Source organism: Achromobacter insolitus (assembly GCF_002209555.1).
GTDB classification, from domain to species: Bacteria; Pseudomonadota; Gammaproteobacteria; order Burkholderiales; family Burkholderiaceae_B; genus Achromobacter; species Achromobacter insolitus.
The window spans coordinates 700,489-719,110 of the sequence record NZ_NJIF01000001.1; the positions used below are offsets into that span (position 1 = coordinate 700,489).

The 18,622-nt window shown below is 66.6% G+C and carries 17 protein-coding genes; 3 read left to right on the plus strand and 14 right to left on the minus strand.

Translation table 11 applies throughout. The annotated features are described in order from the left end of the window. Positions 1 to 147: 147 nt before the first annotated feature. Entirely contained in the window at positions 148 to 1,059 is a 912-nt protein-coding gene (gene gcvA / locus CEY08_RS03090; protein ID WP_076815887.1) for a transcriptional regulator GcvA, read from the plus strand. A gap of 48 nt (positions 1,060 to 1,107) precedes the next feature. Here the strand turns inward: gcvA and CEY08_RS03095 are convergent, their stop codons facing one another. The 3 genes from CEY08_RS03095 to CEY08_RS03105 form a co-directional block, all read right to left on the minus strand. After that, positions 1,108 to 2,355 (minus strand): metal-dependent hydrolase family protein, encoded by a 1,248-nt coding sequence (locus tag CEY08_RS03095; protein WP_063642072.1) that lies wholly within the window; start codon positions 2,353 to 2,355, stop codon positions 1,108 to 1,110. Between the two features lie 64 nt (positions 2,356 to 2,419). Further along, a complete protein-coding gene (locus CEY08_RS03100) occupies positions 2,420 to 2,914 on the minus strand; it encodes a GAF domain-containing protein (protein WP_076815889.1) in 495 nt (164 codons plus the stop codon). Then, positions 2,911 to 4,269, minus strand: coding sequence for an MFS transporter (locus CEY08_RS03105; protein ID WP_042796737.1), 1,359 nt, complete (start codon positions 4,267 to 4,269; stop codon positions 2,911 to 2,913). The genes CEY08_RS03100 and CEY08_RS03105 overlap by 4 nt, the downstream gene beginning before the upstream one ends. A gap of 124 nt (positions 4,270 to 4,393) precedes the next feature. Here CEY08_RS03105 and CEY08_RS03110 point away from each other — a divergent pair, with 124 nt between their 5' ends. Further along, positions 4,394 to 5,332, plus strand: a complete 939-nt coding sequence (locus tag CEY08_RS03110; protein WP_076815892.1) for a LysR family transcriptional regulator — start codon at positions 4,394 to 4,396, stop codon at positions 5,330 to 5,332. 14 nt (positions 5,333 to 5,346) lie between these two features. Here the strand turns inward: CEY08_RS03110 and CEY08_RS03115 are convergent, their stop codons facing one another. From CEY08_RS03115 to CEY08_RS03165, 11 genes are all read right to left on the minus strand, one after another. Further along, complete coding sequence (locus CEY08_RS03115; RefSeq protein WP_084738614.1) at positions 5,347 to 6,693, minus strand: alpha/beta fold hydrolase; 1,347 nt, start codon at positions 6,691 to 6,693, stop codon at positions 5,347 to 5,349. A gap of 18 nt (positions 6,694 to 6,711) precedes the next feature. Next, entirely contained in the window at positions 6,712 to 7,164 is a 453-nt protein-coding gene (locus CEY08_RS03120) for a VOC family protein (RefSeq protein WP_042796734.1), read from the minus strand. Positions 7,165 to 7,192: 28 nt separating this feature from the next. Further along, positions 7,193 to 9,421, minus strand: a complete 2,229-nt coding sequence (locus tag CEY08_RS03125) for an alpha-ketoacid dehydrogenase subunit alpha/beta (RefSeq protein WP_084738615.1) — start codon at positions 9,419 to 9,421, stop codon at positions 7,193 to 7,195. 11 nt (positions 9,422 to 9,432) lie between these two features. Then, entirely contained in the window at positions 9,433 to 10,251 is an 819-nt protein-coding gene (locus CEY08_RS03130) for an ABC transporter ATP-binding protein (RefSeq protein ID WP_042796733.1), read from the minus strand. Between the two features lie 36 nt (positions 10,252 to 10,287). Next, positions 10,288 to 11,370, minus strand: a complete 1,083-nt coding sequence (locus tag CEY08_RS03135; protein ID WP_042796732.1) for an ABC transporter substrate-binding protein — start codon at positions 11,368 to 11,370, stop codon at positions 10,288 to 10,290. Positions 11,371 to 11,439: 69 nt separating this feature from the next. Then, positions 11,440 to 12,258 carry an ABC transporter permease gene (locus CEY08_RS03140; protein ID WP_076815895.1) on the minus strand — a complete coding sequence of 273 codons (819 nt, stop codon included), beginning with the start codon at positions 12,256 to 12,258 and terminating at the stop codon, positions 11,440 to 11,442. Next, positions 12,246 to 13,136 (minus strand): ABC transporter permease, encoded by an 891-nt coding sequence (locus tag CEY08_RS03145; protein WP_331866632.1) that lies wholly within the window; start codon positions 13,134 to 13,136, stop codon positions 12,246 to 12,248. Before CEY08_RS03145 ends, CEY08_RS03140 begins: the two co-directional genes overlap by 13 nt. 1 nt (position 13,137) lies before the next feature. Continuing rightward, on the minus strand, positions 13,138 to 14,127 hold the full coding sequence (locus CEY08_RS03150; RefSeq protein WP_076815898.1) for an alcohol dehydrogenase catalytic domain-containing protein: 990 nt from the start codon (positions 14,125 to 14,127) through the stop codon (positions 13,138 to 13,140). A gap of 24 nt (positions 14,128 to 14,151) precedes the next feature. Next, positions 14,152 to 14,925 (minus strand): SDR family NAD(P)-dependent oxidoreductase, encoded by a 774-nt coding sequence (locus tag CEY08_RS03155; protein ID WP_084738616.1) that lies wholly within the window; start codon positions 14,923 to 14,925, stop codon positions 14,152 to 14,154. A gap of 7 nt (positions 14,926 to 14,932) precedes the next feature. Further along, positions 14,933 to 16,246, minus strand: a complete 1,314-nt coding sequence (gene hpsN / locus CEY08_RS03160) for a sulfopropanediol 3-dehydrogenase (protein ID WP_076815901.1) — start codon at positions 16,244 to 16,246, stop codon at positions 14,933 to 14,935. Between the two features lie 30 nt (positions 16,247 to 16,276). Beyond that, on the minus strand, positions 16,277 to 17,329 hold the full coding sequence (locus tag CEY08_RS03165; protein WP_042796724.1) for an ABC transporter substrate-binding protein: 1,053 nt from the start codon (positions 17,327 to 17,329) through the stop codon (positions 16,277 to 16,279). Positions 17,330 to 17,550: 221 nt separating this feature from the next. On the opposite strand from CEY08_RS03165, the gene CEY08_RS03170 reads away from it, so the two are divergent. Then, positions 17,551 to 18,603: a LacI family DNA-binding transcriptional regulator gene (locus CEY08_RS03170; protein WP_076815903.1), complete on the plus strand. Its 1,053-nt coding sequence runs from the start codon at positions 17,551 to 17,553 to the stop codon at positions 18,601 to 18,603. Positions 18,604 to 18,622 lie beyond the last annotated feature (19 nt).

An 18,622-nucleotide genomic window follows, 5' to 3' on the forward strand; every position in this document is an offset into this window, starting at 1 on the left:
TTACGGTGAGTTAAATTCACAGCGTTCCCGGGGCGCGACATCCATTGCCGCGTTTTTCCGGCCTGCAACCATGCGGCGTATTCCAGCACGGGAGCGGGTGCCGGGGCCAGGCATCATTTCTCGCGACTGTTGTGAGGTAATTTCACAATGAAACCCAGACTGCCGCCCTTGACCTCCATCCGCGCCTTTGAATCCGCGGGCCGTCAGCTGAGCTTCACGCAAGCCGCCGACGAGCTCTCCGTCACGCATGGCGCAATAAGCCATCAGATCAAGGCGCTGGAAGATTGGCTGGGCGTGAAGCTGTTTCGCCGCCTGGGGAAGAAGATCGAGCTGACCGACCAGGGGCGTCTCTATCTGGACACCATCAGCCCCGCACTGAACGCGATCGCATCGGCCTCCCGAAGCCTGCGCACACGCGAAGTGCTGCGCGTGAACGCGCTGCCCACATTCACCATGCGCTGGCTGTTTCCTCGGCTGGCGCGGTTTCGTGAGCATTACCCCGAAGTGGAGGTGGAAATCTCCACCGGGCTGGAGCCCTACAGCCGCCTGCCCTCGAACCTGGACGTGGTGATCCGGCGCGAGGCCGAACCCGTGCCCGGCCTCTACAAGCGCCGCGTGCTGAACGAGAGTTTCTTTCCTGTGTGCGCGCCCGGCCTGCTGCAGCGACTGCCGCTGGAACGCATCACCGACCTGTCTCGCCACACCTTCCTGCATTGCCGTGCGCGGCGCAGCGCGTGGAACGACTGGCTGGCCAGCGTGCAGCACAGCCGCGTCGTGCCGGCCGAATCGCTGGAGCTGGAACACCTGTATTTCGCATTGCAGGCCGCGCTTGACGGGCTGGGCATGACCATCGGCTATTCGTCGCTGGTGGCCAGCGACATCGAGGACGGAAGGCTGCTGGCGCCGTTCGGCCCGCTGACCGTGCAGTCGCCCGGCTACTTCCTCATCATCCGCGAGGACCGCCGCCACGATCCGATGCTGAAGACCTTCTGCGACTGGCTGATGGTCGAAGGCGAGCGCTTCAACAAGCACATGGAAACGTTGGTGCCCGGAGGCTGAAGTCCGCCGCCCTGCCCGCCGCCGCGGCGCAGGGCGTTGCGGCAGCCCTCAAACCGCGAGTTCGTCGAACTGTACTTTGCCGCCCTGCATCACCAGCGGAATATGCTCGCCCTGGCCCAGCAGGCAAGACAGGTCGCGCAGAGGGTTGCCGTCCACCACCAGCATGTCGGCGAACGCGCCCGGCGCGATGCGGCCCAGCTTGTCCTGCATGCCCAGCACCTCGGCTCCCACCAGCGTGGCGCTGGCGATCACGGCCTGCGGTCCCAGCACCTCGGCGCGCAGGCGGAACTCGTCGCTCTGCAGTCGGTGCGACGGCCCCAGCAGGTCCGTGCCGAAGCCCATGGAGACGCCCGCGTCGCGGTAGATTTCCAACGAGCGCAGGCCGGCGTTGCGCACCTGCGCGATCTTGGCCACGCTGTCCGCGGGCAGGCCGAGATCCGCGCCTTCCGTGGCCAGCGCCTCGTAGGTCACGAGCGTAGGCACCACGTAGGCCCCGCTATCCGCCATCAGCCGCGCGGCCTCGGCGTCGACCAGATTGCCGTGCTCGATGGTGCGCACGCCGCAGCGCACGGCCCGCGCAATCGCGTCCGCGGTGTAGGCGTGGGCCAGCACGTAGGTTTGACGCGCGCGTGCCTCGGCCACGATGGCGCGGATCTCGTCTTCCGAATAGCCCCAGGCGCCCACCGGATCGGTCGGGGAAGCCACGCCGCCCGATGCCATGATCTTGATCTGGTCCGCGCCCATCTGCAGCTCCTGGCGCACCGCGCGGCGCACCTCGTCCACGCCGTCGGCCACGCGCGCCAGCGCTCCGACCCGCACGCAACAGGGGCAAGGTGAATCGCCCGGCATGAAGTCGGTGCGTGCGCGCCCGTCGCCATGGCCGCCCGTCTGGCTCAAGGCCCGGCCGGACACGAACAGGCGCGGCCCCTGCACCAGGCCCTGCTCCACTGCCTGTTTGAAGGCATGGCCCGCGCCGCCGGCGTCGCGCACCGTGGTGAAGCCGCGCCGCAGCATGTCGCGCAGTATGGGCGCGGAGCGGAACGTCACCAGCACATTGGGCATCGCCATTTGTTGCGGCAGATTGAGCTGCACCGCGATTACGTGCACGTGCAGGTCGATCAGGCCGGGCATCAGCGTCTTGCCCTTCAGGTCGATGACGCGCGCCCGCGCCGCGGACAAGGGCCGGTCCGAGACTTCCTTGACCAGGCCGTCCTCGACCAGCACGTCGTGGCCTTCCAGCAGCTCGGACCGGGCCGGATCCAGCAGCGCGGCGTTCTTGAACAATATGCTTTCCATGATGCTCCCTAGGTTCGGATGATGAATGCGTGTAGAAGTCCTGGCCGGCGTTGCGGCGGCCGCGTCAGGCGCAGCACAGCGCCGGCAGCACCAGCTGGGCATAGGGGCGGCACGCGGCCGCGTCTTCCGCCCCGTACCAATGCGCGGCGTGCAGCAGGTTCAGCGAGCCCACGGTGCGGCCGCGCCAGCGTATCGGCATGTTCAGCACGCTCTGGCAATCCAGCGATGCGATCAGCGCATGGTCGGAAAAGACCGCCTGCAGATCGGCGGGCGTGCGGCCGATATAGGGCTCGCCCCGATCCAGCACCGTTTCGGTCCAAAGCCCCGGAGCCAGCATCTTGCTGCCGCCGGCGGGATAGGCCTCGGGCAAATTCGAGTACAGCCGTGTCGCCACGCCGGTGCGCGGATCGTAGGAAAGGATGGTGAACAGGCGGTGGCCGATGGAGGCGGCCAGGGCCTGGTCCACCGCCGCGTACACCGCCTGCGGCTGGGCGACCTCGGCATGCGCGCGCGCCAGGGCGTCCAGTGTCGGAATCAAGCCCGCGCGGGTGCCGCTCATTTCACGCCTCCGGCCGCGATTTCCTCCAACGAGCGTCCGCGCGTGGGCACGCCCATCAACACCACCACCAGCGCGCCCAGCAGCAGGGTCACCGTGGTGGTTCCAAACACGCCCAGGAAGCCGAAGTTCGGGTACAGATACCCCACCAGGATGGGCGAGACGATGGCTCCTACCCGACCGATGGCGGACGCCAGCCCCGCGCCGGTGGTCCGCACCGCCGTGGGAAACACTTCCGCGGTGTAGGCGTACACGCCCGCATAGGTGCCGTTCATAAAGAACGACATGAGCACGCCGGCCAGCATGATCTGCCCGTCGCTGTGCGACAGCGCCAGGCCCAGCGCGCTGGCGCCACCCAGCAGCATGTAGCTGGCGATGGTGGCCTGTCGGCCGATCTTCTCGTTGAGCCAGGCGGCGCTGAAATAGCCCGGCACCTGCGCGCAATACATGGCCAGCGAATACGAAAAGCTCTTGGTGATGCTCATCCCGCTCTCGACCAGCAGGCCGGGAATCCAGACGAAGAACGAGTAGTAGCTGAACGTGATGGACAGCCACATGATCCAGGTCATGAAGGTGATGCGGGCCTGCCGGCCGGTGACCAGCAGCGCGAAGTTCTCGCGCAGGCTGCCGCCGCCGCGCGCGGGCTCGGCCGGCTCGGGCCGTGGCTCGGCCAGCGCGTGGCCGCGCCGCGTGAAGTCGGCCTCGATGCGGTCCAGGATGACGCCTGCCTCCTGTTCGCGGCCCCGGCTTTCCAGCCAGCGCGGCGACTCGGGCAGCGCCCGCCGCCACCACAGCAGCATCACGACGGGCAACGCCGTGATCACCAGCACAATGCGCCAGCCGCTGGCGTGCGCCGGCACGATGAAATAGCCCAGCAACGCGGCCGCCACGAAGCCGAACGAGAAGAAGCCCGCCAGCGCCCCGGTGAAGCTGCCGCGAAAGCGCCGCGCCACGAATTCCGCAAGATAAGGCGCGATGATCGCGCTCTCGGCGCCCGTGCCCATGCCCGCGACCACCCGCGCCACAAAGAACGGCGGCCAGCTGTCCACCCAGGCGCTCACCAGCGACGCCACGCAATACAGCGCCAGCGCCCACATCATCACCGCGCGCCGGCCGATCAGGTCGCCCAGCGTGCCTGCCAGCAGCGCGCCGAAGAAGAAGCCGATGAAAGTGCTGCTGCCCAGCAGGCCGATCTGCACGCTGCTCAAGCCCCACTCCGTGCGCAGCACCGGCAGGATGAACGCCAGCACGGCGGCGTCCATGGCGTCGAACATATAACCCAGGCCGCCCATCAGCAGCAGGTGTTTATGAAAACGTGCGAAAGGCAGGCGCTCAATCCGCGCCGAGATCATGGACATGCGATTCCCCTGTAGCCGACGGTTCGGACCGTACTTGATGAGAAAGCGCATGATAGGCACGCGTGATTTCATGAATCCAATTTATAGTAATGATGCCCTCTATCATTGATGTGAATATCCTTCCATGACCTTCCGCACCCTGGACCTGAACCTGCTCAAGGTCTTCGAAGCCCTGATGACCGAGGGCAGTGTCACGCGCGCAGCCAATGCGCTGTTCATGACCCAGCCCGCCGTCAGCAATGCGCTGGCCCGTCTGCGCGAAAGCCTGGGCGACCCGCTGTTCGTGCGCGCCGGCAACGGTGTCATGCCGACCCAGCGCGCGGCCGTGCTGTGGAACGAGCTGGCCGAGGCGCTGGACCGCATGCGCAGCGCGCTCGACCCTGACGCCTTCGACCCGGCGCGCGCCAAGGTCGAGTTCAGTCTGTCCATGTCGGATTACACGGCGGGCATCGTCATGCCCCCGCTATGCGGCCTGCTGGCGCGCGCGGCGCCCCAGGCGCGCGTGCGCACCCTGCCCAACAATGTGGTGGATATTCCCGATCAGCTGGAAGACAACCGCGCCGACTGCGTGCTCAGCGCCTACATCAACGAAGCCCAGTACCCGGGCCACATCCGCTCGCGTTCGCTGTGGCTGGTGGAGTACGCCTGCTTCATGCGCCGCGACCATCCGCTGGCCTCCATGAAACGCCTGAGCACGCGGGCCTTTCTATCGGCCCGCCACGTGGACGTGAGCCTGGGCGGGCAGACGCCGCCCTCGTATGACGTGTACCTGTCGGCGCGCGGCCTGTCGCGCGACGTGGCGGCCCTGGTCAACCACTACAACGTGGCCTACGAAATGCTGCGCCATACCGACATGATCGCGGTGTTGCCGCGCCATCTTGGCGCGCTGACACCGCATGCGCCCTATCTGCGCGCCATGGCGCTGCCCATGCTCGCGCCGCCCCGCACCATCACACTGTTCTGGCACCAGCGCAACGACACGGTGCCGGCGCAGCGCTGGCTGCGCCAGACCCTGGTGGACTTGTTCGCCAGCGGCGAGAACACGGCGACGCCGGTCCCCTGAACGCTGGCGGCCGCTCAGCGCGCCGCTGCCAGCGCGTCCAGCACAATATCCGCCACCAGCTTCGCCGCTTCCCATTGCGGCATGTGGCCCGCGTCCGGTAGCAGGTGCAGCGCGGTGCGGGGCGGTGCGTTCAGGGCGTGGCGCCACGGGATGACAGCGTCGCGCCGCCCATGGATCAGCGTGCAGCGGCACGCGAGATGGTTCAGGTCCTCGACAATGCTCAGCTGCTGCACACCGTCCCAGCTCGCTTCCCTGCACAACTCGATCAGGGGTTCGCGCCGCGCCTGGGTGCTTTGCCGCAAGGCATCGATGAAATTACCCGACGGCGTCATGCCCGAAACAGTGAGCTTTTGCAGTTCACGCTGCGCCGCCTCGTTGGTACCGGCATACGCCATGCCCGTAAGAAAGCTCTGGTTTATCTCCGTGCCCAATCCGACCGGCGCGATGAGGATCAGGCTGTCCACCGCCATGCCGGGCCGGGACGCGGCACGTGCTGCCACGGCAGCGCCGAATGAATGGCCGATCAGGGTCACGGGTCCGCCGCACAGGAACGCGACGGTATCGACCACAGCGTCGACGACCTGTTCGAAGCGTGTCGCCTGCGAGCGCGTCGCGCCATGGCAAGGCAGATCCATCGCCAGCACACGCAGCCCCGCACGGCTGAGCGCATGCGCCAGGCTGGCCCAGGCGTCGCGGTCGCCGAACATGCCGTGTATGAGCACGGCGGTCTGGCTGTCCGGGCTGCTTGCCTCCCAGACCGTGAACCGGACGTCGCCATGGGGGGTTGTCGCCCAGCCCTCGCGCTTGTCGCCCTGCGCTCCCCGCAACTGCATGCGATCCTGCCCGCTTGTGCCCGCCTGACCGAGGTCGGCCACGGTCACGCGGCCATTGGGGCCCGACCCCTCCACCCCATCCAGCGCAATACCGTGCTCGGCCGCGACGCGCCGGGCGGCGGGGGTGGAGAACTTGCGCACGCCCGACGGTAAAGCATGCGCCGGCTGGGCCGGCCGGACCGGCTGCGCCGCCGCGGGCGCGGGGGTCGGCGAGGCCGGCGGCACCTGCGTGCCACTGGGATGGGGCGATGCGGACTGCGGCTGCGACTTGAGCGGCGCCTCCCCCTCCATCTGGATTCTCGCGATTACCGTGTCCGCGTTGACTATGCCGTCCACGGCGACCAGGTGTTCCACCATGATCCCGTCATCATGCGCCGGCACCTCGATGATGGACTTGTCCGTTTCAATCTCGACCAGCACATCGCCCGTCTTGAAGGCCTGGCCCGGCGCCACGATCCAGGCGACCAGGCGGGCGGCGTCCAGGGCTTCGCCCGTCGGCGGGACGACCATATCCAGCGTTCTCGTCATGCTCTTTCCTTCAAAAGGTCAGGCCGCCGGGCTCATGAACTGGATGAACTCCGTGATGGCCCCTTCGGGCTCCATCAGATAGAAGACCTTGGTGCGTCCCTGCCGCATGACCCGCGGCGACGAAACGCTTTCATAGCCTGCCTGCGTCGCCTGCTCATATACGGCGTCCACGTCCTCCACTTCGAAGGCCATATGGCTGTAGCCGAAGTCACATTGGCGGCGCGGCTGCTTGTCGCCGTCCGGCGTGTAGTACTTGAACAGCTCGACCCGGTGCCCGCCATGGCGCAGCATGGCCCAGCGTATGGTGGCGCCCGGCAGGCCGACCACTTCGCCCAGCGCCGGTTCGGAGCGATGGTCCATTTCGCCCTCCAGCTCGAAGCCCAGAAAGCCGGTGTAGAAGTTCCGCGCGCGCTCGAAATCGTTGACGCATACGGCGGTGTGGTGGGTAGCGAGCAGTTTGTCTTTCAGCATTGGTCTCTCCCAGGCTGGGGCGCCTGCATCAGCGGGATCCGCCGCGGCGGCTGTCCATGGTTTTCAGGGCCGTTTCCACGGCTTGAGCGTCCGCCAGCGCCGCGCGCTCCAACACCTTGGACACCACCGGCGAGGAGTTGGCGCCCGTAACATGCACGATCTCGTGGTCCAGCCAGTCGAACAACCGGGACTGGGCCTCGCTCGCCACTCGCGAGCCGATCGAGGTGCCACGCGTGGTCTGCTCGACGATCATCAGCGCCTGCGTGCGCTTGACGCCAGCCCCGATGGTTTCCCAATCGATGCCCAGCGGATCCAGCGTGCGCAGGTCTATCACCTGGGCGTCTACGCCCGTCCGCTCCGCCGCCTGGCAGCAGACCTCGACCATGACGCCGTAGGTCAGGATGGTGCAGCGCGCGCCCTCGCGCGCCACTCGGGCGCGGCCGATGGGCACGATGTAGTCCCAGGCCTCGGCCGGCACCTTGTCCACTTTCTTGAACAGATCGTTGTATTCCACCATCAGCACCGGATCGTCGCAGCGCAGCGCCGCATTGAGCAGCCCGATGTAGTCATAAGGCCGCGACGGCGCCAGGATGCGCCATCCGGGGTACTGGGCGAACAGGCCGCTGGCGTCCATGGAATGCTGCGACCCATAGCCGGTGCCTGCGGTGACCCGGCTGCGCACCAGCACTGGCACCGCGAACTTGCCACCGAACATGTGGCGCACCTTGGCAATCTGATTGAACAGCTGATCCGCCGCCACCAGCGCGAAGTCCGGATACATGATCTCCACCACCGGGCGCATGCCATTGAGCGCCGCGCCCAACGCCAGACCGGTAAAACCGTTCTCGCAGATGGGCGTGCCGATGAGGCGCTGCGGGAAATGATCGCCGATGTCCTTGGTGGCACCGGCCGTTCCGCCCTTCAGGCGATGCACGTCCTCGCCCAGGATGAAGATACCGTCATCGCGCTGCATGTTCAGCAACATGGCGCGCGAAATCACGTCCTGGAACTTGGCGTCCACCAGGGCTGCGGGCGCCTGCTCCTCCAGCTCCACGGCGCGCTGGCCGGCAAGCTCGCGCAGATCGCCACGAATGCCGCTATCCACGCCGGCCGGGTCTGGCCACAGCTCGGGCCGGATGCGCTGCGCGGCCTCGTCGCCGTAGTTTTCCAGCAGCCGTTCCAGCGCGCCGTCTATCAGTTCGTCGGCGCGGCGCTCCAGGCGGCTGATGCCGGCGTCGTCGATCAGGCCCAGCGATTTCAGCTGCGCCGGAAAGGCCAGGATGGGGTCGCGCGCCCCCCAGGCCTCTTCCTCTTCCTTGTCGCGGTAGCGGAAGGCGCTGCCCTTCAGGGCGCCCGACTGGTGCAGATAACGGTACGTCTGCGCCTCCAGCAGCACCGGCCCGCCCTCGCGGCGGATGATGGCGCGGGCCTCCTGCATGGCCAGCCGCGCGGCCACGACGTCCATGCCGTCGAACTCGATGGCCGGCACGCCCAGGGACAGGCCGCGCGCCGACAGACGGGTCTCGCGGGTCTGCTCCGAAACGTGGGTCGAGACCGCGTACAGATTGTTTTCCACGAAGAAAATGGTGGGCGTGCTATAGAGCGCCGCCAGGTTCATGGCCTCGTACGCGGCGCCGCTCTGCATGGCGCCGTCGCCGAAGAAGGCCACGGACACGTGGTCGCGCCCCCGTAGCTTGTCGGCGAAGGCGTAGCCCACCGCATGCGAGGGATTGCCGCCCACAATGGCGTTGGAGCCATAGATGCCCGCCTCGGGATAGCGCAAGTGCATGGACCCGCCGCGGCCGCCGCAATAGCCTGGCGTGAGGCCCAGGATTTCGGCATAGGTCCGGTAGACCACATCGCGGTGCGAGTCCAGGGTTTGCGATTCCAACGGCGAATAATCCGCCGGCGTGGCGTGGTTCAGCGCCTTGGCAAGGAATTGGTGGTGCATGCGGTGGGTGCCGTTGATCTTGTCAGCCGACTCCAGTACCGACATGGCGCCCACGGCCGCGCCGTCCTGGCCGATGCTGGAGTGCGCCGGACCATGCAGAATGCCGGCAACACTCAACTTCAGCAGCTTCTCCTCGAAGCGGCGGATCACGATCAACTGCTCCAGCATGCGGACCATTGCACGCGGCTCGATGGCCCCCGCATCGGCGGCGCTGGGGGTAAGCCTCCACCACGGCGTTTCGGTATGCAGGGCGGCCAGCCGCGAGGTCTTCGCGGCAGGCGCCGCGCCTTCATTGATATGCTTCATCGGGCTTCCCTTCAATGAGCCGCGGCCAAGGCGGCGTCCAGCGGTTCGGTCTCCTGCGCGCGCAGCAGCTTCCAGATGTGTGTGCGCAGATGCACGAACGCCTCCATGTCCATCACGTCTTCGATCCGCTCCATGCTGTCCCAGTCCTCGCGCTTGCGCACGTCGGCCACGTTGATGATTTCCTTGATCTGGCCCGGCCGCCCGGTCAGCACCACCACGCGGTCCGACAGGTACACGGCTTCCTCCACGCTGTGGGTGATGAACAGCACGGTGCGCGGATTGAGCCGGGACAGTTTGACCAGTTCTTCCTGCATGACCACGCGGGTCTGGGCATCCAATGCGCCGAACGGCTCGTCCATCAGCAGCACATCGGGATCCAGCGCGTAGCTGCGCGCGATGGCGACGCGCTGCTGCATGCCGCCGGACAACTGGTGCGGATACGCCTGCTCGTAGCCAGACAGGCCCATGAGCTCGATATAGCGCGCCACGGTCCGTGCCCGCGCCTCGCGCGAAGCGCCCTTGCACTTCAGGCCGAAGCCGATGTTTTCGGTCACGGTCTTCCACGGAAACAGCGCGAACTGCTGGAACACGACGGCGCGGTCGGGACCGGGCTCCTCCACTTCCTTGCCCCCCACGCGCACGCTGCCTGCCGACGGGAATTCCAGGCCCGCCGCCATGCGCATCAGCGTTGTCTTGCCGCAGCCGGAGGGCCCGACGATGGAAACGAACTCCCTTTCGCCCACCTCGAAACTGACGTCATCCAGCGCGAGAAAGCGCTCCCCGCCCCGGCTGAACGTGCGCTGCACCCGCTCGAAAGTAATCTGACTCATGCTTGCGTTCCTTTGTTGAGAACCGCGGCCGCTGGCCTACTTTGCGACATCGGCGACGAAGGCCCTGAGTTTGGGATCGTCCTGGATCATCTGCAGATACTTGCCCGTGACCATGGTCTTGGGATCGGGGATCTTCTTGACCACGCCCACGGACACCATGAATTCGCCCACGCTGTTCCACCACCCCACGATCTCGGAAGTGCCGCCGGGACCTGGGGCGAACAGCCTGGTCTGCTCGGCCAGATCGAACGCGGGCCGGTCGCGCAGCTCCTGCTCCAGGTACTTGTCGGGGAATTTCACGCCCACGCTGCCGAAGAACGCCTTCAGATATGCCTTGGCCTCCTCGGGATGCGCCCGCTGCCAGGCCACCGCGCGCAGATAGACCGCCAGGAAGCGAGCCACCTTGTCCGGATGCTGCCTGGCGAATCCCGGCGTGGTGAAGAGGTAGCTGTGGATGGGCATCTTCAGCTCGGCGCCGGTGCAGATCACCTTTGCGCCGATGGCTTCCTCCAGGATGTAGGTATTGGGCGCCCACACGGACGAGATGTCGTACTTGCCGCTCATCACCGCGGCGTTGATGTCCGGCGGAGACAGATTCACGAAGCGGTAGTCATCGGGTTTGAGCCCGAACTTCTTCGACAGGCATTCGGCGGCTCCCCAATGGCCCGTGGAATTGCTGGTGACGGGTATGGTCTTGCCTTTAAGCAGCGCCGGGTTCTTGAGATATTCGTCCGCCCGGTCCTTGGTCGCCATCAGCGTGATGATGGCGGCCTCTCCATCAGCAATGCCGATGGTCTGCAAGCCGTACTTCGACGCCCCGAGCAGCGAGGGAATATTGCCCGCCCCGCCTACGTCCCAGGACCCCGAGGCGCCCGCCGCAATCTCCACGGCCCCGGAGGCGAAGGTCGAGATCTCGGGCTTCAGGCCCACTTCTTGCCACCAGCCCTTCTCGCTGGCGATGTACCACTCCAGCGCCCACCGCTGCGGCTGCTGCCCGATGCGGATGGTGAACAGTTCCGCGCCCGCGGGCGCGGCCTGGGCCGCCGCCTGTCCGGGTCCCCCCAGCCAGCACCCGATCACGAGCGCTGCCAAGGCCTTGAGGCCTTTGTATGGTTTCATCTGTCTCTCTCCAATATGGAATGCCGCTACTCGCACTGCCTGCCTGTATCCCCTCCTTCTCCGTTCCGATCAGCGCGACCAATCGCGCTGCACGCGCCGTTGCAAGGCCCGCATGGCGAAATCAATGCCCGCGCCTATCAAGCCGATGGTGATCATTCCGCTGATTACGATGGCGGGCTCAAGATTGCTGCCGCCCTGCACGATCATGTAGCCCAAGCCGGTGGAACCCACGATCAGCTCGGCACCGATCAGCGATTGCCAGCCGAACCCCGCTCCGACTCGGATGCCGGCAACGATGTGCGCCAGCGAGGCCGGCAGCAGGATTTCGGTCAGCGTCGCCCAGCGTCCGGCCCCCAGCATCTGGCCTGCCTCGATCAAGGCGCGGTCGATCTGCTTGGCGCCGCGGTAGGCGTTCAATACGCAGGGCGCGAAGGCTCCGGCGAAAATCACCAGCGTGGGCGACAGGAACCCGGTGCCGAACCAGAAGATCGCGAAGGGCACCCACGCGATGGGAGGAATGAAGCGAAACGCCTCGAACACCGGCGCCACCGCCCAGTCCAGCGCCTTAAAGCGTCCCATGAACAAGCCCAGCGGCACGCCCAGGAGGACGGCGATGGAGAAACTGATCAGGAATTTCTCCAGGCTGGCCAGCAGGTGCATCTGCAGTACCGAACCCGCATAGGGTTCGCGCGTGTGCTCGACCATGCTGCGCAACACGGTCAGCGGTCCCGGCAGGAAGGCCGGCGACACCAGGCCCAGGCCGGAGAGCAGCGCCCAGCCGCCGAACAGAGTAGCGATGCCCAGCGCCGGCATCAGCCAACGTTCCGCCGTGCGGCGGGACACCAGGCAGCGCCCGCGGGCCAAGCCAGCGCTGTTCAGGCTTTCCATGGCATCACCCTGCGTTCGACTTGCGCGAGCAGCGCGGACATCAACATGCCCATACCCGCCACGGCGGCCATGGCCACCACGATCATTCCCGAGTTCAGGTCCCGGGTGGCGATGATCAGCACGTGGCCCAGGCCGACAAAGGAGCCGACCAGTTCGGCCGCCACCAGCACCATCCAGCAGGCCTGCAGCGACGTCCGCAGACCGGTGAAGATAGCGGGCAGCGCGCCCGGGACGATGACGTCCAGCAACATCAGGCGGCCAGCCGCCCCATTCACCCGCGCCGCCTGGATCAACGTATCGTCGATATTGCGCACGCCGGTGTAGGTGTTGATCACAGTGGGCGCGAAGGCCGCCAGCCAGATGACGAAGACCTTCGCGCTGGTGCCCAGCCCGAACCACAGTATCGTCAGCGGGATCCAGGCAATGGGCGCAATCGGGCGGATGATCTGGAACACCGGATTGACGTAGGCTTCGACCAGCCGGCTTTGCCCCATCAGGATGCCCAACGGCACGCCAGTCAAGGCCGCCGCCGCGAAGCCGTACAGCACCAGCATGCTGCTGGCCGCGACGTGTTGCAGCAATGTGCCGTCGGCATAGCCTTCACCGGCAATCTCCCGCAAGGCGTCCCAGGCATCGACGGGCGACGGCAACTGCACCGCGCTCAGCAGCTCCAGCGGTCCTGTAGCCAGATACCAGGCCAAGAGCAGCGCCGCGACCGATGCGCCGCTGACCAGCCAGCGCAGGGACAGGCGCCGGCGTGCCGGCGTCGGTGGGTGGGCGGGGGGCCTGGCAATGGTCATGACGGCGCTCCGGTCGAGCAGGCCCAGGACGGCCTGGGCGCCGGCGATGGCGCGGGGTGAAAGTGAATGGCGCGCCATGTCAATGCGCCCTCAGCACGATCTTGGCCGATGCCGCGCGTCCGCCGTCCAGGTCGGAGAAGGCCTGCGCGCCCGCACCCAGCTCACGCTGCTCGATCCAGGACAGATCGCCGAAAACGCCTCGATGCAGAGCGTCCACGGTCGCTCGCAGATCCGCGCTGGTGTAGGTGTAGGCGCCGATCAGGGTGATCTCGTCCAGAGTCAGCCGGCGCATGTCGATCTCGCTGGCCCAATCCTGCAGGCCGATGTGCAGCATCACGCCGCCCGGCTGCACCGCGGCCAGCGCGGCCGGCCTTGTAAGCTTGCCACCCACCGCGTCCACCACTAGTTCGTACGCCCCCGCCTCGGGCGTCGTGTCGCGTGGATCGAAGGCCATGCAGCCAACATGCCGTTCTGCCGAGGCGCGCCGCAACGGATTGGTTTCGGCCAGGCTGACGCGGCAGCCCTGGCTGCGCAGCAACAGCGCCGTCAAAAGACCGATGGCGCCGCCACCCACGACCAGCGCGCGGGCTTCGGCCAAGGGTCGGAACAGCGCCCGCTGCGCCAGCGCCACGCCATGCAAGGCCGTGGCTGCGGGCTCGGTCAGCGCCGCCGCGGCGGCTGGCATGTCCTGCGGCACGGGGATCAGGCAACGCTCGGGGATGGCCATGAACTCGGCGAATGCGCCGGGACGGGTCATGCCCACCATGCCCCGGTTGCGGCACAGGTTGTTGCGGCCCTGCACGCAAAAATCACATTGGCCGCAATGGATCAGCGGATTACCGGTGACCCGCTGGCCCGCGCGGCTGCCGCCCACCAGCGTGCCAACGAACTCATGGCCCAGGATCAGCGGCGGATTACGGCGCGGATCATGCCCGTGATAGGCGTGCATGTCCGAGCCGCAGATGCCCACGGCCTCGATACGCAAGAGCGCGTCGCCGTCTCCCGGCACTGGATCCGGTTCCTCGCGGAACATCATCTGGCTGGGCGCGGTGTAGACAAGGGCTTTCATGGCGGAACTCCACGGAGATGCCGATCAGCGGGCCGAAAAGCCGCCATCTACGAACAAGGTCTGCCCGGTGATGTAGGCCGACGCCTCGCTTGCCAGGAAGACGGCTGCGCCGTGCAGATCATCCAGCCGGCCGTTGCGACCCATCATGGTGCTGGCCGCAAGGGCCTGAACCCGGGCCGGATCGCTCATCACCGAGGCGGTCAGCGGCGTCTCGAAAAAGCCTGGCGCTATCGCGTTGCAGGTGACGCCATGGCGCGACCAGTACTCGGCAATGGCGCGGGTCAGCTGCATCAGGCCACCCTTGGAGGCGCCATAGGGCGCGCTGTCCGGAAAGGCGCGCACGCATTGCAGCGAGGTGATATTGATGATGCGGCCCCAGCCCCGCTCTCGCATGGCAGGGGCCAGCGCGCGAGTCAGCAGGAACGGCGCGGTCAGGTTGATCGCCAGGGACCGGTCCCAGTCCTCGTCGGCGGTGTCCTCGAAAGGCTTGCGCACATTGATGCCCGAAGCGTTGACCAGGATGTCGGGCGCGCCGAACGGTTCGGCCGCGCGGGCCGCAAGGGCGCGCAGCGCCTCGCGGTCGCTCAGGTCGCAGGTCAAGGCACGCGCCCGCAAGCCCGCCGCCTCGAACTCGCCAGCGGCGCAAGCGAGCTCCTGCGCGCGCCGCGCCACCAGCACCACGCTGGCGCCCGCCCGAGCCAGCGCCAGGCCGATGGTCTTGCCTATGCCGGAGCTGCCGCCGCTCACCAGCGCAACGCGGCCGTCCAGGTCGAACAGGCGGGACATGTCGTTCTGCATGATGGCTTCACTCCCGCACGGGTTCGCCCAGTTCGAAGGATTCCTGGGGAAAGTACTTGGCCAGGCGATCGTCCGCCGTGCGGGCGTGCGCCTCCATCCCCTCCAGGCGCGAAATCCGGGCGGTGACCTGGGCGGTATCGCGGCTGGCCTGCCGCGTCATGCGTTGCCACGTCACGGTCTTGATGAACTTGTGCACGGACAGGCCGCCCGAATAGCGCGCCGCGCCCTTGGTGGGCAGGATGTGGTTGGTGCCGCTGGCCTTGTCGCCGAAAGCCACCGTGGTTTCCTCGCCCAGGAACAGCGAGCCGTAGCAGGTCAGGTGCCTGAACCACCAATCCAGGTCTTCGCAATGGACTTCCAGATGTTCGCTGGCGTAGCGGTCGGAGACCTCGACAGCCTCTTCGCGCGTATCGCACAGCACGACCTCGCCATAGTCGCGCCACGCGGCGCCGGCGGCGTCCCTTGCGGTGGGAGGCAAGGCGGCAATCAGTTCCGGCACCCGTGCGAGCACTGCTTCGGCCAGGGCGCGATCGGTCGCGATCAGCCACGCGGGCGACTCGTGGCCGTGTTCGGCTTGCCCGACGAGGTCCGAGGCGACGATGGCGGGATCCGCCGAAGCATCCGCGATGATGCAGACCTCGGACGGACCGGCGAAGACGTCGATGCCCACGCTGCCGAACAGCATGCGCTTGGCTTCCGCCACAAACTTGTTGCCCGGCCCGACGATGATGTCTGCCGGCTTGCCGGTAAACAGGCCGTAGGCCATGGCGGCGATTGCCTGCACGCCGCCCAGCGTCATTACGGCGTCCGCGCCCGCCACTTGCATGGCGTAAAGCACCTGAGGATGTATGCCTTCGCCTCGGTAGGGCGTAGAGCACGCGATGACCGTGGGCACGCCGGCCGCCTTGGCGGTGGCGATGCTCATATAGGCCGAGGCAATGTGCGCATAGCGCCCCGTGGGCACGTAGCAGCCCGCGACGTTGATGGGTATCAGCCGTTGTCCGGCGACGAGGCCCGGCGCAAGCTCCAGCTCGAACTCGCGCACCGAGGCCATCTGCGCCTGCGCGAACTTGCGCACCTGGCTGGCGGCGAATTCGATGTCGCGCTTGATGCCGTCGGGGATGCTTGCCGTACGCCGTTCGATCTCGGCGGCGCCGACGATGATGTCCCCCTCCCATTTGTCCAACCGCCTGGCATAGTCGCGCACCGCGGCTTCGCCTCCGGATTTGATGTTCGCCAGCATCTCGGCGGCGACCTCGCGCGCCGCGGCCTCATTGCCCTGGGGCTGTTTCGACGCGGACTTGAGCTTGCTTACTGCCATGGCATGACCTCGCGGAAGTAGGGATGAAGCTCAGTTGGCCTTGTTGGCAAAGGTCTTGAGCGCCGGGGTCTGGTCGACCCGCTTCATGTAGTCGTCCGTGATGTAGGTCTTGGGATCCGGCACCTCGGTGAGCGTGCCCACGCTCTTCAGGTAGCCAGATAATGCCTCGTACGCGTTGTCCAGCGTGGACTTGCCGCCTGTCCGCGACATCAGCTTGAGCTGCTCGTCCAACGTGAAGATCGGCCGTTCCAGCTCCTGCCCGAGATAACCGTCATTGAGCTTGATGCCATTGGCCTGGAACAGTTTGCGCAGGTAGCCCATGGCTTCCGCCTTGTTGTTCTTCTCGAAGCTGACGGCCCGCAGGTACACCGCCAGGAACTTGGCGACGGCGTCTGGATTCTGTTGGGCGAACTCACCTCGCGCCACCAGCGCCCCCGGGATCATCACGCCGGCGTCCTTGCCGCTGCACACAACCTCCGCGCCGCTTTGCTCGTTCAGCGTGTAGAAGTTCGGCGCCCAGGTGCCGGCCAGCATGCCATTGCCTCCGATGAAGGCGGACACCAGTTGCGCCGGGGCCAGCGTCACCACGCTGACGTCGCTGCGTTGCATGCCCCACTTCTGCAGGCAGGCCATGGTCGCGTATTCCCCGGTGGAGTTCGGGCTGAGCAGGATCTGCTTGCCCTTCACTTCCTTGGCCGCGTTGCTGCGCACGGCAGCGGCGTTCTCCTTGCGCGCCATCACGCCGTTGGCGGTCGATTCGTCATTGGTGACGCCCAGCGTCACGATGCCGTAGCGCTGCGCGCCCAGCACCGCCGGCGGCGAGCCCGTGCCGCCCACATCCCAGGACTTGGACGCGGCGCCCGCGATCTGCTGCGCGCCCGCGGGATACACCACGAATTCAGGTTTCAGGCCCGCTTCGGCCCACCAGTTCTTTTCCGTAGCGATGTAGATCGGCAGCGCCCAATAGGCGATCTGGTAGCTGACTTTGATGGGGGTCGGCGCCTGCGCCGACACGGACGGGCTCAACAACAAGGCGCCCAGCGGCGCCAGGCACAAACCCAGGATGCGGGGGATTCTCGACATGCTTAGTCTCCGTCAGTGGATTCCGGTCTGCATGCGCGAGCTGCCGCGGCATTCCCCGGATAGCAGGCCCGGATCTGCGTTCGGGCTCGATTTTTTGAAAGCGCATACAAAGAATAAGCGCGCAAGAATCGCATTCAACCCCGAGAAAACCCTAGAAATAGACCATAGCGTTTCAATAACTGTATATTCACACCATCAAATTTCTGAAAGCGCTTTCAAACATGAAGCGAAAGTCTGCGCCCCTACCCGGGGACACCCTGAAGTCGATCGCCGCCGCCGGCGGCATCTCGTCGGCCACCTTGTCGCGGGTGCTGAACCATCCCGAAAAAGTGCGGCCGGACCTGCGCGCCCGCGCCATGGCACTACTTGCCGAAGCGGGCTATGTTCCGCACGGCGCAGCCCGTTCGCTGGCCTCGCGCAAGACCCGCACCATGGGCGCCATCATCCCCACGGTGGATAGCGCCCTGTTCGCCAAGCTGGTCGATGGCATGCAGCAGGCAATCCATGAACACGGCTACCAGCTGCTGCTGGCCAGCACCAACTACAGCCCTGCGCGCGAGGCCGGAGAAGTGCGCGCCCTGATCGAGCGCGGCGTCGACGCGATGATGCTGGTGGGACGCAGCCGCGACCCCGAACTCTACGAGTTGCTGCATTCCAAAGGCATTCCCTTCGTCACTACCTGCCACTACGACGACGCCGATCCCTGGCCGATGGTGGGCTGGGACAACGCCGCGGCGGCGCAGCGCATCGCCGACTATCTGCTGGACATCGGCCACCGCCGCCTCGGCGTGATCGCCGGCATCTCCAAAGACAATGACCGCGCGGCCGACCGCGTGGCCGGTTTCACGCGCGCGCTCAAGCGGCGCGGCATCGACCTGCCGCCGCAGTACGTCATTGAAAAGCCCTACACCGTGCCCGAAGCTCGCCGCGCCATGGCCACGCTGCTGCGTTTGCCCGAACCGCCTACGGCGGTCATGTGCGGCAACGACATCCTGGCCTATGGCGCATTGCAGGAGTGCCTGTGGCAGAACCTGCGCGTGCCCGAACAGATTTCGATCACGGGATTCGACAACATCGAAATGGCCGCCCACTGCCGGCCAGGCATTACGACCCTGAACGTGCCGGCCTTTGAACTGGGACAGCGAGCCGCCAACATCCTGCTGGCCGCCGACGCCGACACGCCGCCCGAAAACGTCTGCATTGAACTGGAACTGATCGTCCGCGATACCACCGCCCCGCCACGCAGCAGCACCAGCGCGCGGCTAGGCAGCTGACCACACCGGAGCAATCCCC

What these genes read in the sequence shown, in the direction of transcription:
- CEY08_RS03145 (WP_331866632.1), bottom strand. Translation starts at nt 13,136, where the DNA reads ATGGCGCGCCATTCACTTTCACCCCGCGCCATCGCCGGCGCCCAGGCC.
- CEY08_RS03170 (WP_076815903.1), top strand. Translation starts at nt 17,551, where the DNA reads ATGAAGCGAAAGTCTGCGCCCCTACCCGGGGACACCCTGAAGTCGATC.
- CEY08_RS03165 (WP_042796724.1), bottom strand. Translation starts at nt 17,329, where the DNA reads ATGTCGAGAATCCCCCGCATCCTGGGTTTGTGCCTGGCGCCGCTGGGC.
- CEY08_RS03130 (WP_042796733.1), bottom strand. Translation starts at nt 10,251, where the DNA reads ATGAGTCAGATTACTTTCGAGCGGGTGCAGCGCACGTTCAGCCGGGGC.
- CEY08_RS03100 (WP_076815889.1), bottom strand. Translation starts at nt 2,914, where the DNA reads ATGAGCGGCACCCGCGCGGGCTTGATTCCGACACTGGACGCCCTGGCG.
- CEY08_RS03095 (WP_063642072.1), bottom strand. Translation starts at nt 2,355, where the DNA reads ATGGAAAGCATATTGTTCAAGAACGCCGCGCTGCTGGATCCGGCCCGG.
- gcvA (WP_076815887.1), top strand. Translation starts at nt 148, where the DNA reads ATGAAACCCAGACTGCCGCCCTTGACCTCCATCCGCGCCTTTGAATCC.
- CEY08_RS03135 (WP_042796732.1), bottom strand. Translation starts at nt 11,370, where the DNA reads ATGAAACCATACAAAGGCCTCAAGGCCTTGGCAGCGCTCGTGATCGGG.
- CEY08_RS03115 (WP_084738614.1), bottom strand. Translation starts at nt 6,693, where the DNA reads ATGACGAGAACGCTGGATATGGTCGTCCCGCCGACGGGCGAAGCCCTG.
- CEY08_RS03140 (WP_076815895.1), bottom strand. Translation starts at nt 12,258, where the DNA reads ATGGAAAGCCTGAACAGCGCTGGCTTGGCCCGCGGGCGCTGCCTGGTG.
- CEY08_RS03110 (WP_076815892.1), top strand. Translation starts at nt 4,394, where the DNA reads ATGACCTTCCGCACCCTGGACCTGAACCTGCTCAAGGTCTTCGAAGCC.
- CEY08_RS03125 (WP_084738615.1), bottom strand. Translation starts at nt 9,421, where the DNA reads ATGAAGCATATCAATGAAGGCGCGGCGCCTGCCGCGAAGACCTCGCGG.
- CEY08_RS03120 (WP_042796734.1), bottom strand. Translation starts at nt 7,164, where the DNA reads ATGCTGAAAGACAAACTGCTCGCTACCCACCACACCGCCGTATGCGTC.
- CEY08_RS03155 (WP_084738616.1), bottom strand. Translation starts at nt 14,925, where the DNA reads ATGCAGAACGACATGTCCCGCCTGTTCGACCTGGACGGCCGCGTTGCG.
- CEY08_RS03105 (WP_042796737.1), bottom strand. Translation starts at nt 4,269, where the DNA reads ATGTCCATGATCTCGGCGCGGATTGAGCGCCTGCCTTTCGCACGTTTT.
- hpsN (WP_076815901.1), bottom strand. Translation starts at nt 16,246, where the DNA reads ATGGCAGTAAGCAAGCTCAAGTCCGCGTCGAAACAGCCCCAGGGCAAT.
- CEY08_RS03150 (WP_076815898.1), bottom strand. Translation starts at nt 14,127, where the DNA reads ATGAAAGCCCTTGTCTACACCGCGCCCAGCCAGATGATGTTCCGCGAG.